The following is a 13,157-nucleotide window of genomic DNA, read 5'->3' on the forward strand; positions in this document are numbered from 1 at the left end:
CCCCTCGTACCGTCGACACGTCCGAAAGGGACCAACGATGCTCTCTCCCCGCCGCTCCGCCCTCACCCGCGCCTGCGTGACACTGGCCGCCGTCACCTCGCTCGCCCTCACCGCCACCGCCTGCGGCGGCACCACCAAGGAGTCCTCGAAGAACGACGACGCGGGCAAGGCCTCGAACGCCAAGGCCGACCCGGACGCGGCCACCAAGAAGGGCCTCACCGTCGCCTTCCTGCCCAAGCAGGTCAACAACCCGTACTTCACCGTCGCCGACAAGGGTGGCGAGAAGGCGCTCAAGGAGCTCGGGTCGACGTACAAGGAGACCGGCCCCAACAGCGCCACCGACACCAGCGGACAGGTCTCCTACGTCAACACGCTCACCCAGCAGCAGGTCGACGCCATGGCCGTGTCCGCACAGGACCCCGGCGCCCTGTGCACCGCCCTCAAGCAGGCCATGAAGAACGACATCAAGGTCGTCACCTACGACTCGGACACCAACCCCGGCTGCCGTGACGTCTTCGTCTCGCAGTCCAGCGCCGAGGCGCTCGGCCGCACCCAGGTGGAGCTGCTCGGCAAGCAGATCGGCTACAAGGGCGACATCGCGATCCTCTCCGCGGCCCAGACCGCGACGAACCAGAACACCTGGATCGGCTTCATGAAGGACGAGCTGAAGAAGCCCAAGTACAAGAACATGAAGCTGGTGAAGACCGCCTACGGCAACGACGACGCCCAGCAGTCCTTCCAGCAGACCCAGGGCCTCCTCCAGGAGCACCCGAAGCTGGCCGGGATCATCTCGCCGACGACCGTCGGCATCAAGGCGGCCGCCCAGTACCTTTCGGGATCGAAGTACAAGGGCAAGGTGAAGCTCACCGGCCTCGGCACGCCCAACGACATGCGCCAGTACGTGAAGAACGGCACCGTCGAGGGCTTCGAGCTGTGGGACCCGGCCAAGCTCGGCGCACTCGCCGCGCACACCGCCGTGGCCCTGAAGTCCGGCCAGATCACCGGCAAGAAGGGCGAGAAGTTCGAGGCGGGCGACCTCGGCAGCTTCACCATCGGCGACAAGGGGGTCGTCGATCTCGGCGAACCGACCGTTTTCGACAAGAAGAACATCGACCAGTACAAATTCTGAGGGGATCGCAGGCGGCGGCGCACAAGGCGCCGCACGAGCAACGGAACAAGGGGACGCATGGTCGGCATCAAAGACGTGGCGAAGCACGCCGGCGTGTCGGTGGGCACCGTGTCGAATGTGATCAACCGCCCGGACGTGGTCTCCGAAGAGACCCGCCACCGGGTGCAGTCCGTGATCGAGCGGCTCGGCTACGTCCGCAGCGAGTCCGCACGGCAGCTGCGCGCGGGGCAGAGCCGCATCATGGCGCTGCTCGTGCTCGACATGGGCAACCCCTTCTTCGTGGACGTCGCGCGCGGTGCCGAGCGGGCCGCGCGCGACGCCGGGCTCCGCGTCATGATGTGCAACAGCGGACAGAGCCCCTCCGAAGAGGCCGAATATCTGGCGCTCTTCGCCGAACAGCGGGTCCGGGGCGTCCTGCTGACCCCGGCCGACGCCACGGGACGCAACATCGAGGCGTTCCGCAGGCACGCCATCCCGTTCGTCCTGGTCGACCGGGTCGCCGAGGGCGCCACCGAGTGCTCCGTCTCCGTGGACGACGTGCTGGGCGGTGCGCTCGCGGTGCGCCATCTGGTGGACACGGGGCATCGCAGCATCGCGTACGTGAGCGGCCCGCCCGGACTCAACCAGGTCAAGGACCGCAGGCAGGGAGCGCTGCAGGCTCTGGCCGAGGCCGGTCTGCCGGCGTCGGCGCTGCGGGAACTGCCCACCGAACGTCTCGACGTGGCCGCGGGGCGCGACGCGGGAGCCCGCGTCCTCGGTCTCGCCGAGCGGCCGACCGCCGTCTTCTGCGCCAACGACCTGCTCGCCCTCGGGGTGCTCCAGGCGATGTACGCGGCCGGGGTGAGCGTGCCCGAGGACATCGCCATCGTCGGCTACGACGACATCGAGTTCGCCGCGGCCGCCGTCGTCCCGCTCACCTCCGTGCGCCAGCCCGCCATCAAGATGGGTGCGATGGCCGCGGAACTTCTCCTGGAGGAGACCGAGTCGGACGCCGAACCGGAGGAGCACGATCACCGGCGCGTGGTGCTCCAGCCGGAGCTCGTCGTACGGCGCTCCAGCCTGACACCCCGCTGACCGCCCCCACGGCGAGTGTGCTGAACTGGGCGAAGTGTCCCGTTCCGCACACGCCCAGGAGCCCCCTTGACCGTCACTGCCTCCTACCGTCAGCCCGGTGTGGTCCTCACCGACCACCGCTTCTCCGTGCCCCTCGACCACGACGACCCGGCGGGGGAGCGGATCGAGGTCTTCGCCCGCGAGGCCGTGGCGAGCCAGCACGAGAGCGCCGACCTGCCGTGGCTGGTCTATCTCCAGGGCGGCCCGGGGTGCGGGGCCAACCGGTTCGCGGGCAAGGAGGCATGGCTGGGCAGGGCCCTTCAGGACTACCGGGTGCTGCTCCTCGACCAGCGTGGAACCGGCAGCTCCACCCCGGCCACGCGCCAGACGCTCCCGCTGCGCGGCGGCCCCCGCGAGCAGGCCGACTACCTCATGCACTTCCGCGCCGACTCCATCGTCCGGGACTGCGAGCTGATCCGGCGCGAACTGACCGGCGCCCCCTGGACCGTGCTCGGCCAGAGCTTCGGCGGCTTCTGCGCCACCCACTACCTGTCGGCGGCCCCCGAAGGCCTGCACACCGCCCTCATCACCGGCGGCCTGCCCACGCTCGACGGCCACGCGGACGACGTCTACCGCGCCGCCTACCCGCGCATGGAACGCAAGAGCGCCGCCCACTACGCCCGCTACCCCCAGGACGTCGAGCGCGCCCGCCGCATCGCCGCCCACCTCGCCGAGCACGAGCCGGTCCTGAACGGCGGCTACCGCCTCACCGTCGAGGCGTTCCAGTCCCTCGGCATGCTGCTCGGCACCAAGGACGGCAGCCACCGCCTGCACTACCTCATCGAGGACGCCTTCGTGCGGACGCCGTCGGGGCCCGCCCTCTCCGACGCGTTCCAGGAAGACGTCCAGGCCGAACTCTCGCTGAGGAACCGTCCGCTCTTCGCGCTGATGCACGAGTCGATCTACGGCCAGGGCGAGCGGCCCACCGACTGGTCGGCACAGCGGCTGCGCGGCCAGTTCCCGCAGTTCGACCCGGGCAAGGCGCTCGCCGGTGACGCGCCGCTGCTGTTCACCGGGGAAGCCGTCCAGCGCTGGCAGTTCGACTGCGACCCGGCCCTGCGGCCGCTGCGTGAGACCGCCGAGATCCTCGCCGCGCACACCGGCTGGGCGCCCCTGTACGACACGGCACGCCTCGCCGCGAACGAGGTGCCGGCCGCCGCCGCCATCTACCACGACGACATGTACGTCGACACCGACCACTCCCTGCACACCGCCCGCTCCATCCGCGGTCTGCGCACCTGGGTCACCGACGAATACGAGCACGACGGGCTGCGGGTGGGTTCACCGCGCGTCCTCGACCGGCTCCTCGCCCTCGCCCGGGGCGAGGCCTGAGGCCTCCGCGCCAGGACCCGCGAAGCTAGGCTGCGGGCATGACAGAGCCGTTGGACGTGAACGACCAGCTCACCCCCATGCCCGAGGACTGGCAGCGGGCCCTCGCCGTCGTCGCCCACCCGGACGACCTGGAGTACGGCTGCTCGGCAGCGATCGCCGGATGGACGGACGGCGGGCGCGAGGTCTCCTACCTCCTGGCCAGCCGTGGCGAGGCGGGCATCGACACCCTCGACCCCGCCACGTGCGGGCCGCTGCGCGAGCGGGAGCAGCGGGCCAGCGCGGCCGTCGTCGGCGTGTCGACCGTGGAGTTCCTCGACCACAAGGACGGCGTGATCGAGTACGGCACGGCGCTGCGCCGCGACATCGCCGCCGCGGTGCGCAGGCACCGGCCCGAGCTCGTGATCACGCTCAACCACCGCGACACGTGGGGCGGCGTCGCCTGGAACACCCCGGACCACGTCGCCGTCGGCCGCGCGACGCTCGACGCGGTGGGGGACGCGGGCAACCGCTGGATCTTCCCCGAGCTGATCGAGGAGGACGCCCTCGAGCCCTGGAACGGCGTGCGCTGGGTGGCCGTCGCCGGTTCGTCGTCGCCCACGCACGCGGTGGACGCCACGGCGGGGCTCGAGCGCTCCGTGCGCTCGCTCCTCGAACACCGCACGTACATCGAGGTGTTGACGCAGGAGGACCCCGAGAAGTACTGCCGCGAGTTCCTCACCGGCAACGCCCAGCGGGTGGCGCCACGCTTCGGCGGGAAGCCCGCGGTGTCCTTCGAGGTCTTCAGCCGCTGAGCCGCCGCCACTACCCTGACGGGACGTCAATCACCTGACGGGACGTCAGAAACGTAGGCAGGAGCTGGTGCTGGATGATCGACACCATCGGCACGGACATCCCGGAGGGTGAGGAGCGGCTGCGCCTCGACATCGAGGACGGCCTGGGCATCCTCACCCTCTGCTACCCGCAGAAGCTCAACGCGTGGAGCTGGGAGGCCACGCGCCAGCTCGGCATCTTCGCCGACCGGATCCGCTTCGACGACTCGATCCGGGCGGTGCTGCTGCGTGCGGAGGGGCGGGCGTTCTGTGCCGGGATCGACGTCACCGCGCTCAACGGCGGTGCGATCGAAGGCCGTTCGGTGTCCGAGCGCACCCGCAACTACTACGAGGGCATGCGCTGGGTCCATGAACGCTTCCGCACCTTCGCGCGCCTCCCGCAGCCGGTCGTCGCCGCCGTGCAGGGGTACTGCCTCGGGTTCGGCTTCGAGCTCGCGCTGATGGCGGACGTGCGGATCGTGTCCGACGACGCGGTGTTCGCGCTGCCCGAGGCGCAGATCGGCGTCGCGGTGGACGCGGGCGGTGACCTGCGCATCGCGCGCGACGCGGGCGCGGGCTGGGCCAAGCTGCTCTCGCTCACCGGGCGCCGCATCGACGCGGCCACGGCCGAGCGGCTGCGGCTCGTGCAACTCGTCACGCCGGTGGATGAGTTGACCAAGACGGCCCGCGAGGTCGCCGCGGAGATCGCGGCGAACGCCCCGCTGGCCGTCCAGGGCATCAAGCGCGGCATCGACGCGTACGCGGACGCGGGGATGGACGCGGCCCTCGACCGGGTCGCGCTGAACGCGGCGATCACGCTGACGTCGGAGGACTCGCGTGCCGGATACGCGGCGAAGGGGGAGCGGAGGGCGGCCACTTTCGAGGGGAAGTAGGCGCTCGGGATTTCGAGGATGAGCGGGCCCGGGAAGGGCCTGTCGCCGGGTGGAGGGCTGGCCTACTCCTCGAAGGGGCCTCGCCCCATCTGCTCGCGCACCGTCATCACCTCCGGGCTCACCAGGCCGCGCCGCTGCCAGTTCGCGCCGTCGACCACCAGCGTGTGCCCGGTGATGAAGCGGGCGTAGGGCGAGGCGAGGAAGGTCGCGGCCCAGCCCAGTTCGCGCGGGGCGCCGACGCGGAGGGCGGGCTGGCGGGAGCTCAACTCCCGCTGCCGGTCGCCCGATGCGGGTTCCCGAGCAGGCGTCGCCCGGTCGAGGTTGCCACGGATGTCGGCGGTCATGTCCTCGTGCGGCATCAGGCCGGGCACCAGGCCGTTGACCTGGATCCCGTACGGACCCCACTCCACCGCAAGGCTCTCGACGAGACTCTTCACGCCCGCCTTGGCCGCCGCGCTGTGCGCGAAGCCGGGGCCGCCCGTCCACGCGTACGACGCCCCGATGTTGATGACGGAACCGGGAGTGCCTGTCGCGAGATGGCGGCGGCCGAACTCCCGCGTCATGAAGAACGTCCCGGTCAGTGTGATGTCCACGACCGAGCGCCACGCGTTCGGGGACATGTCCTCGGCGGGCACGGGGAAGTTCGCCGCCGCGTTGTTGACCAGGACGTCCGGCAGTCCGTACGCCTCCTGCGCCGCGTCGAAGACCTCGGCGACGCGGTCCGGGTCCCGGATGTCGCACGGCACGGACGTCACGCGCCCGCCGAGGCCCGCCAGTTCGTCCCGCGCCGCCTTGAGCCGCTCCTCCTTGCGGCTCGCGATCACCAGATCCGCCCCGAGCCGCGCGAACTCCGCGGCGATCGCCTTGCCGAGGCCTGTCCCACCGCCGGTCACGAGGACGACCGTCCCGTCGTACGTCCCCTCAGGCAGCGCGCTCGCGCCGGCCGGGGCGGGCGCCGGAAGTCCGTGCGGCGGTGGCGTCGGTTCACTCGCGTGGTCCGTCATGGCGGCATCGATATCGCGGAACGCCTCACATCGCCATGCCCGGCCCGCCAGGAATGAGCAGGAGATCAAGCGCGCCCCTTCGCCCGGCGGCGCGCCGCGACGGTTTCGTCGATGTCCCCGAGGACGAGCTCGTGGTTGATCATGAGCCCGGCCTGGTAGCCCGCGGCGGCCGCGCTGATCACCTGCACCTTGGGGCCTGTCGCGTTGCCCACGGCCCATACGCCGGGGACGCTCGTGCGGCCGGCCGCGTCCACGGCGGGGTAGGGGCCGAAGGGCGTGTCCTGCGTGTCCGCGCCAAGGCCGGTCAGCAGATCGTCGCGTGGGGTCGTCCCCGCCTCCACGAACAGCACCGAGCGCGGGACCACCCGGCCGTCGGCGAGGCGCACCCCCGTCAGACGGTCGTCGGTCACGTCGAGTGCGGTCACCTCGCCCTCCACCACCGTCACGCCGGCGGCGTCCAGCCTCTCGCGGTCCTCCGCGGTCAGCTCCCGCGCCGTGTGCAGGAAGAGCGTCACGTCCTTCGACCACTGGGTGACCAGAAGTGCCTGATGGACACCCGTCACCGGCGACGCGATCACGCCGAAGGCCTCGTCCCGCACCTCCCACCCGTGGCAGTACGGGCAGTGCAGCACGTCGCGCCCCCAGCGCTCGGCGAGGCCCCGTACCGGCGGCAGTTCGTCGACCAGGCCGGTGGCCACGACGACGCGGCGGGCGTGCGCGGACCTGCCGCCCGCGAGGTCGACCTCGAACTCCCCGGCGCCGTCGGGCCGCACGGCCGTCACCCGGTCGTCGGCGAGCTCCACGCCGTACGCCTCGACCTCCCGCCGCCCCACGGCGAGGAACTCGGCCGGCGGCATCCCGTCCCGCGACAGATAGCCCTGCATGTGCGCGGCGGGCGCGTTGCGCGGCTCGCCCGCGTCCACGATCAGTACACGCCGCCGGGACCGGCCGAGGACGAGCCCCGCGCTGAGCCCTGCCGCGCCGCCGCCGACGACGACCACGTCGTACACGGTGCTGGTGCTGTCGTTCTTCCGGTTCCCTGCGGCCTGGGTCATCGTGACCACCTCCACGGAGACCGTCGCACCGACGGTGCGGTATTGACAATCAACTTTGCCGATACTGCAATAGAGTCATGACGGACAGCAGGGCAGTGGAGCAGACGGAGCACGAAGACGACGGCGCGAATCTGGACGGCGTGCTGGCCGAGGTCGGCCCCCGCCTGCGGAGAATCCGCAAGGAGCGCGGCGCGACGCTCGCGGGTCTTGCCGCCGCCACCGGCATCTCCGTGAGCACGCTCTCCCGCCTGGAGTCCGGGAACCGCAAGCCCAGCCTCGAACTCCTGCTCCCCATCGCCCGCGCCCACCAGGTCCCCCTGGACGAGCTCGTCGGCGCCCCGCCCGTCGGCGACCCACGGGTGCGGGCCAAGCCGATCGTCCGCCACGGCCGGACGATGGTGCCGCTGACCCGGCAGCCCGGCGGACTTCAGGCGTACAAGGTGTTCGAGCCCTCCCGCTCCATCGAGCCCGAACCGCAGACCCACGAGGGATACGAGTGGCTGTACGTCCTGTCCGGACGGCTGCGGCTCGTGCTCGCCGATCACGACGTGATCCTCACGGCGGGCGAGGCCGCGGAGTTCGACACCCGCCTTCCGCATTGGTTCGGCTCCACGGGGGAGGGGCCCGCGGAGTTCCTCAGTCTGTTCGGGCCGCAGGGCGAGCGGATGCACGTACGGGCGCGGCCCACTCAGCGGCCCACCCAGCGGGCCGGTCGGCAGAAGCGCGAAGCGGACTGACGAGACGGTTCCCCTGCCTGCAAGCGACCGCTTAGTATGCGACGGAGCTTGGTCTACGAACGCCCCGTGGAGGCCCCGCATGCAGGCATGGCAAGTGCACCAGAACGGCGAGCCGGGCGCGGTGATGCGCCTCGAAGACGTGGACCGGCCGGTGCCGGGCGACGGACAGCTGCTCCTCAAGGTCCGCGCCGCCAACATCAACTTCCCCGACGCCCTGCTCTGCCGCGGGCAGTACCAGGTCACCCCGCCGCTGCCGTTCACACCGGGCGTGGAGATCTGCGGCGAGACCGAGGACGGCCGGCGCGTGATCGCCAACCCCGCTCTTCCGTACGGCGGCTTCGCCGAGTACGCGATCGCCGACGCGGCGGCCGTCCTGCCCGCGCCGGACGCCCTGGACGACGCCGAGGCCGCCGCGCTGCACATCGGCTACCAGACCGGCTGGTTCGGCCTGCACCGCCGCGCGCACCTCCAGGCGGGCGAGACCCTCCTGGTGCACGCGGCCGCCGGCGGTGTAGGCAGCGCGGCCGTGCAGCTCGGCAAGGCGGCGGGCGCCAGGGTCATCGGCGTCGTCGGCGGCGCGGCGAAGGCCGAGGTCGCGCGCGAGCTCGGCTGCGACGTGGTCGTCGACCGGCGCACGGAGAACGTGATCGGCGCCGTGAAGGAAGCCACCGGCGGCCGTGGCGCCGATGTCATCTACGACCCCGTCGGCGGCGACGCGTACACGCAGTCCACGAAGTGTGTCGCCTTCGAGGGGCGGATCATCGTCGTCGGCTTCGCGAGCGGTGTCATCCCGACGCCTGCCCTCAACCACGCGCTGGTGAAGAACTACGCGGTGCTCGGCCTGCACTGGGGCCTGTACAACGCCAAGGACCCGCAGGCGATCCTGCGCTGCCACGAAGAGCTCACCCAGCTCGCGGCCAAGGGCGCGATCAAGCCCCTCATCAGCGAGCGCGTGCCCCTGAGCGACGCTGCCGCGGCCGTCCAGCGCGTGGCCGACGGCGTCACCACGGGACGGGTGGCCGTGGTCCCCGAGGGAGGCGACGCATGACGGACGGAGCCGAACTGCGCCGCCGCGCGCAGGAGTTCCTCGCCGCGTATCCGCCGGACGGCACCGAGCGCGCGGAGTTCCTGAAGGCCCGCTTCGACGCGGGGCTCGCCTGGGTGCACTACCCGGAAGGGCTCGGCGGCCTCGGCGCACCGCGGTCCCTGCAGGCCGTCGTGGACGCCGAGCTGGAGGCCGCGGGCGCGCCCGACAACGACCCGCGCCGCATCGGCATCGGCCTCGGCATGGCGGCGCCGACGATCCTGCGCTTCGGCACCGAGGAGCAGAAGCGCAGCTTCCTGCGGCCGCTGTGGGTCGGCGACGAGGTGTGGTGCCAGCTCTTCAGCGAGCCGGGGGCCGGGTCCGACCTCGCCGCTCTGGGCACGCGCGCCGTCCGTGATGGCGACGCCTGGGTCGTCAACGGGCAGAAGGTGTGGACGTCCGGCGCGCACGCCGCCCGCTGGGCCATCCTCATCGCGCGCACCGACCCGGAGGTGCCCAAGCACCGCGGCATCACGTACTTCGTCTGCGACATGACCGACCCTGGCGTCGAGGTGCGCCCGCTACGGCAGATCACCGGCGAGGCCGAGTTCAACGAGGTCTTCCTTACGGACGTACGCATTCCGGACGCGCACCGCCTCGGTGAGATCGGCGACGGCTGGAAGGTCGCGCAGACCACCCTCATGAACGAGCGCGTGTCCATCGGCGGCGCCCGCATCCCGCGCGAGGGCGGCATGATCGGCCCGGTCGTGGAGGCCTGGCGCGAGCGCCCCGAGCTGCGCACGCACGACCTGCACCAGCGGCTCCTCAAGCTGTGGGTCGAGGCGGAGGTCGCCCGGCTCACCGGGGAGCGGCTCCGCCAGCAGCTCGCCGCCGGGCAGCCGGGTCCTGAGGGCTCGGGCATGAAGCTCGGGTTCGCCCGCCTGAACCAGGAGATCAGCGGCCTGGAGGTGGAACTCCTGGGCGAGGAAGGGCTGTTGTACGAGGACTGGACGATGCGGCGGCCCGAGAAGGTCGACTTCGTCGGCCGTGACGCGGGCTACCGCTATCTGCGGGCCAAGGGCAACAGCATCGAGGGCGGCACCAGCGAAGTGCTGCTCAACATCGTCGCCGAACGCGTCCTCGGGCTGCCGTCCGAGCCGCGCACCGACAAGGACGTCGCCTGGAAGGACCTGGCCCGTTGAGTACGCAGACCGCACAGAGCCCGCAGCCCGCGCAGCGCGACCTGCTGTACTCCGAGGAGGAAGAGGCGCTGCGCTCGGTGGTGCGCGGCCTCCTCGCCGACCACTGCGACGCCACCGCCGTGCTCGCACGCACCGAGTCCGCCGAGCCGCACGACCGCGAGCTGTGGAAGGCGCTCACGGACGGCATGGGCCTCGCGGGTCTGCTCGTGCCCGAGGAGCTCGGCGGCCAGGGGGCCACGCACCGCGAAGCCGCCGTCGTCCTCGAGGAGTTGGGCCGGGCCGTCGCGCCCGTGCCCTATCTGACCAGTGCCGTGATCGCCACCGAGGCGCTGCTGGCCTGCGACAGCGACGCGGCGAGGGAACTCCTGGGCATGCTCGCCGCCGGACGCACGGTCGGCGTGCTCACCGTGCCGCTCGCCACTGCCCCGGGCGGCGCCCTGCCCGACGTGTGCGCGCAGGACGGGACCCTGCACGGCAGCGTCCCCGGTGTCGCCGACGCGGTCGCCGCCGACGTGTTCCTCGTGCCGACGGGTGCGGGGCTCTTCGCGGTGGACGCGACAGAGGACGGCGTCACCGTCGCACCGCAGACCTCGCTCGACCTCACACGGCCGCTCGCCACGGTCACCTTCGAGGGGGCACGCGCGCGTGCCGTCGGCCCGGAATCCGGACCCGCTGTACGGCGGGGTCTGCGGGCGGGGGCCGGGCTGCTCGCGTCCGAACAACTCGGCCTCGCCGACTGGTGCTTGACCGAGACCGTGCGTTACACGAAGGAACGCACGCAGTTCAACCGGCCCGTCGGCTCCTTCCAGGCGCTCAAGCACCGGCTCGCCCAGCTCTGGCTCGAGGTGGTCAACATCCGTGCCGCCGCCCGCAACGCGGCCGACACCCTGGCCGCCGCCAGCGCGGACGCCGATGTCGCGGCGGCTCTCGCGCAGGCCTACGCGTCCCCCGCCACGGTGCACATCGCCGAGGAGGCGCTCCAGCTGCACGCCGGCATCGGCATGACCTGGGAACACCCCGTCCACCTCTACCTCAAGCGGGCCAAGTCCGACTCCCTCGCGCTCGGCTCGGTGGGGCGCCACCGGGAGGAGCTGGCCGCACGCGTGAACCTGCCTGCTCCCTGATCCGGCAGCCCCGCTCCCCGTGATCCTTTCGGTACGGCCCGTACGTTTTACCCACCCATTACATGAGGCATAATTGCGACCCGTTCGCAATAACGTTTGATCTTCAGTAGGGGTGTGGAGCATGAGGGCCCGATCGATACGGGGTACGGGCGCGATAGCGGCGGCCGCCTCACTGGCGGTCGCCGCTTCGGCCTGTTCGGCGCCGGGCGACGGCAAGAACGCGGGCGGCGCCAAGGACTCCGCGGTCGTCGGCATCGCGTACGAACCGGACACCCTGAGCCCGCTCCTCGGCTACGGCAAGGACGGCAACTCGAAGATCTTCGACGGTCTGCTCACGCACGACGCCGACATGAAGCTCAAGCCCGCGCTCGCCGCCGGGCTCCCCAAGGTCGGCGACGACGGCAAGACCTACACCTTCAAGCTGCGCGAGGGCGTCAAGTTCAGCGACGGCAAGCCCTTCACGTCCAAGGACGTCGTCTTCACCTACGAGACGATCCTCGACAAGAAGACGAACAACGCCGCCAAGACCGAGCTCGACGCCGTCAAGAACGTCGAGGCGAAGGGCGACGACACCGTCGTCTTCCACCTCAAGTACCCCTACGCGCCGTTCGCCGAGCGCACCGTCCTGCCGATCGCGCCCGAGCACATAGCCGGCAAGCAGGACGTGAACACCGGCGCGTTCACCACCAAGCCGGTCGGCACGGGCCCGTACAAGCTCGTGAAGTGGTCCAAGGGCGAGAAGCTCACCTTCAAGGCGAACCCCGGCTACTGGGGCGGAGCGCCGAAGGTCAAGAACTTCACCATGGCGATCATCAAGGACGACGACATCCGCGCCACCCGGCTCGACGCCGGTGAGCTCGACGGCGCGATCCTGCCGCCCAACCTCGCGAAGAAGTACGAGAGCGACGGCAACAAGAAGTCGTACGCCGCCAAGACCTTCGACTACCGCGTGGTGACCCTGCCCACCGGCAACAAGGTCACGGGCGACACCGCCATCAGGCGCGCCCTCGACACCGGCGTCGACCGCAAGGCCATGGTCGACTCGATCCTGGACGGCGCGGGCAAGGAGGCCTACGGGCCCGTCCCGACCGACAGCCCCTGGTTCACCAAGGGCACAGAGCGAAAGCACGACCTCGCCGCTGCCGAGAAGACCCTCGACAAGGCCGGATGGAAGCCCGGCAAGGACGGCATCCGCGCGAAGGACGGCGTCCGGGCGACGTTCCCGCTCTGGTACCTCTCCGGCGACAAGCTCCGCCAGGACCACGCGCTCGCCTACGCCTCCGACGCCAAGAAGCTCGGCATCAAGGTCGAGGTGCAGGCAGGCACCTGGGAGGTCATCGAGCCGCGCATGCCCAAGGACGCGGTCCTCGCGGGCGGCGGCTCCCCGGCCGACCCGGACTTCGACCAGTACACGCTCCTGAAGTCCTCGCTCGCCGGTGACGGCTTCAACAACATGGCGCACTACGACAACCCCAAGGTCGACAAGGCGCTCGACGAGGCCCGCGAGAGCGGCGACCACGCCGAGCGCCAGGCCGCGTACGACACCATCCAGCGCGAGCTGGTGAAGAACCCGGGCTACACCTTCCTCACCCACATCGACCACCTCTACGTCGTCGACCAGCGCTTCGGCGACCTGACCACCCAGATCGAGCCGCACGACCACGGCCTCGCGTCGGGTCCGTGGTGGAACGTCGAGGACTGGCAGCCGAAGCAGTGAAATCCGCGCTCCACAAGC

At 71.2% G+C, this 13,157-nt stretch carries 12 protein-coding genes; 10 read left to right on the forward strand and 2 right to left on the reverse strand.

All coding sequences use genetic code 11. The features are described from left to right. Positions 1 to 37: 37 nt before the first annotated feature. The 5 genes from rhaS (at position 38) to ABZ833_RS06415 (ending at position 5,276) form a co-directional block, all read left to right on the forward strand. On the forward strand, positions 38 to 1,129 hold the full coding sequence (rhaS, locus tag ABZ833_RS06395) for a rhamnose ABC transporter substrate-binding protein (protein ID WP_361041892.1): 1,092 nt from the start codon (positions 38 to 40) through the stop codon (positions 1,127 to 1,129). Between the two features lie 57 nt (positions 1,130 to 1,186). Then, entirely contained in the window at positions 1,187 to 2,203 is a 1,017-nt protein-coding gene (locus tag ABZ833_RS06400; RefSeq protein ID WP_249591897.1) for a LacI family DNA-binding transcriptional regulator, read from the forward strand. Between the two features lie 66 nt (positions 2,204 to 2,269). Further along, a complete protein-coding gene (locus ABZ833_RS06405; protein WP_361041896.1) occupies positions 2,270 to 3,574 on the forward strand; it encodes an alpha/beta fold hydrolase in 1,305 nt (434 codons plus the stop codon). A 38-nt stretch (positions 3,575 to 3,612) separates the two neighbouring features. Next, the gene (locus ABZ833_RS06410; protein WP_361041898.1) at positions 3,613 to 4,365 is read left to right on the forward strand and encodes a PIG-L deacetylase family protein; all 753 of its coding nucleotides are present in this window, start codon (positions 3,613 to 3,615) and stop codon (positions 4,363 to 4,365) included. A 74-nt stretch (positions 4,366 to 4,439) separates the two neighbouring features. Then, positions 4,440 to 5,276 (forward strand): enoyl-CoA hydratase/isomerase family protein, encoded by an 837-nt coding sequence (locus ABZ833_RS06415; protein ID WP_361041901.1) that lies wholly within the window; start codon positions 4,440 to 4,442, stop codon positions 5,274 to 5,276. Positions 5,277 to 5,338: 62 nt separating this feature from the next. On the opposite strand, the gene ABZ833_RS06420 is transcribed toward ABZ833_RS06415, so the two are convergent. Together ABZ833_RS06420 and ABZ833_RS06425 are read right to left on the reverse strand one after the other, a co-directional pair. Beyond that, positions 5,339 to 6,280, reverse strand: coding sequence for an SDR family oxidoreductase (locus ABZ833_RS06420; RefSeq protein ID WP_361041904.1), 942 nt, complete (start codon positions 6,278 to 6,280; stop codon positions 5,339 to 5,341). 65 nt (positions 6,281 to 6,345) lie between these two features. Further along, positions 6,346 to 7,335, reverse strand: coding sequence for an NAD(P)/FAD-dependent oxidoreductase (locus tag ABZ833_RS06425; protein ID WP_361041907.1), 990 nt, complete (start codon positions 7,333 to 7,335; stop codon positions 6,346 to 6,348). Positions 7,336 to 7,412: 77 nt separating this feature from the next. Here ABZ833_RS06425 and ABZ833_RS06430 point away from each other — a divergent pair, with 77 nt between their 5' ends. The 5 genes from ABZ833_RS06430 to ABZ833_RS06450 all read left to right on the forward strand — a co-directional run bounded on the left by ABZ833_RS06430 (position 7,413) and on the right by ABZ833_RS06450 (position 13,139). Then, positions 7,413 to 8,072: an XRE family transcriptional regulator gene (locus ABZ833_RS06430; RefSeq protein WP_361041910.1), complete on the forward strand. Its 660-nt coding sequence runs from the start codon at positions 7,413 to 7,415 to the stop codon at positions 8,070 to 8,072. A 79-nt stretch (positions 8,073 to 8,151) separates the two neighbouring features. Then, a complete protein-coding gene (locus ABZ833_RS06435; RefSeq protein WP_361041912.1) occupies positions 8,152 to 9,120 on the forward strand; it encodes an NADPH:quinone oxidoreductase family protein in 969 nt (322 codons plus the stop codon). Next, positions 9,117 to 10,298, forward strand: coding sequence for an acyl-CoA dehydrogenase family protein (locus ABZ833_RS06440; protein ID WP_361041914.1), 1,182 nt, complete (start codon positions 9,117 to 9,119; stop codon positions 10,296 to 10,298). Before ABZ833_RS06435 ends, ABZ833_RS06440 begins: the two co-directional genes overlap by 4 nt. Beyond that, positions 10,295 to 11,422, forward strand: coding sequence for an acyl-CoA dehydrogenase family protein (locus ABZ833_RS06445; RefSeq protein WP_361041916.1), 1,128 nt, complete (start codon positions 10,295 to 10,297; stop codon positions 11,420 to 11,422). The genes ABZ833_RS06440 and ABZ833_RS06445 overlap by 4 nt, the downstream gene beginning before the upstream one ends. Positions 11,423 to 11,543: 121 nt before the next feature. Further along, positions 11,544 to 13,139, forward strand: a complete 1,596-nt coding sequence (locus ABZ833_RS06450; RefSeq protein WP_361041918.1) for an ABC transporter substrate-binding protein — start codon at positions 11,544 to 11,546, stop codon at positions 13,137 to 13,139. Positions 13,140 to 13,157: the final 18 nt, after the last annotated feature.

Origin of the sequence: Streptomyces sp. NPDC047525, from assembly GCF_040643025.1 — a bacterium.
Lineage (GTDB): Bacteria > Actinomycetota > Actinomycetes > Streptomycetales > Streptomycetaceae > Streptomyces > Streptomyces durmitorensis.

What these genes read in the sequence shown, in the direction of transcription:
- rhaS (WP_361041892.1), top strand. Translation starts at nt 38, where the DNA reads ATGCTCTCTCCCCGCCGCTCCGCCCTCACCCGCGCCTGCGTGACACTG.
- ABZ833_RS06400 (WP_249591897.1), top strand. Translation starts at nt 1,187, where the DNA reads ATGGTCGGCATCAAAGACGTGGCGAAGCACGCCGGCGTGTCGGTGGGC.
- ABZ833_RS06410 (WP_361041898.1), top strand. Translation starts at nt 3,613, where the DNA reads ATGACAGAGCCGTTGGACGTGAACGACCAGCTCACCCCCATGCCCGAG.
- ABZ833_RS06415 (WP_361041901.1), top strand. Translation starts at nt 4,440, where the DNA reads ATGATCGACACCATCGGCACGGACATCCCGGAGGGTGAGGAGCGGCTG.
- ABZ833_RS06420 (WP_361041904.1), bottom strand. Translation starts at nt 6,280, where the DNA reads ATGACGGACCACGCGAGTGAACCGACGCCACCGCCGCACGGACTTCCG.
- ABZ833_RS06425 (WP_361041907.1), bottom strand. Translation starts at nt 7,335, where the DNA reads ATGACCCAGGCCGCAGGGAACCGGAAGAACGACAGCACCAGCACCGTG.
- ABZ833_RS06430 (WP_361041910.1), top strand. Translation starts at nt 7,413, where the DNA reads ATGACGGACAGCAGGGCAGTGGAGCAGACGGAGCACGAAGACGACGGC.
- ABZ833_RS06435 (WP_361041912.1), top strand. Translation starts at nt 8,152, where the DNA reads ATGCAGGCATGGCAAGTGCACCAGAACGGCGAGCCGGGCGCGGTGATG.
- ABZ833_RS06440 (WP_361041914.1), top strand. Translation starts at nt 9,117, where the DNA reads ATGACGGACGGAGCCGAACTGCGCCGCCGCGCGCAGGAGTTCCTCGCC.
- ABZ833_RS06450 (WP_361041918.1), top strand. Translation starts at nt 11,544, where the DNA reads ATGAGGGCCCGATCGATACGGGGTACGGGCGCGATAGCGGCGGCCGCC.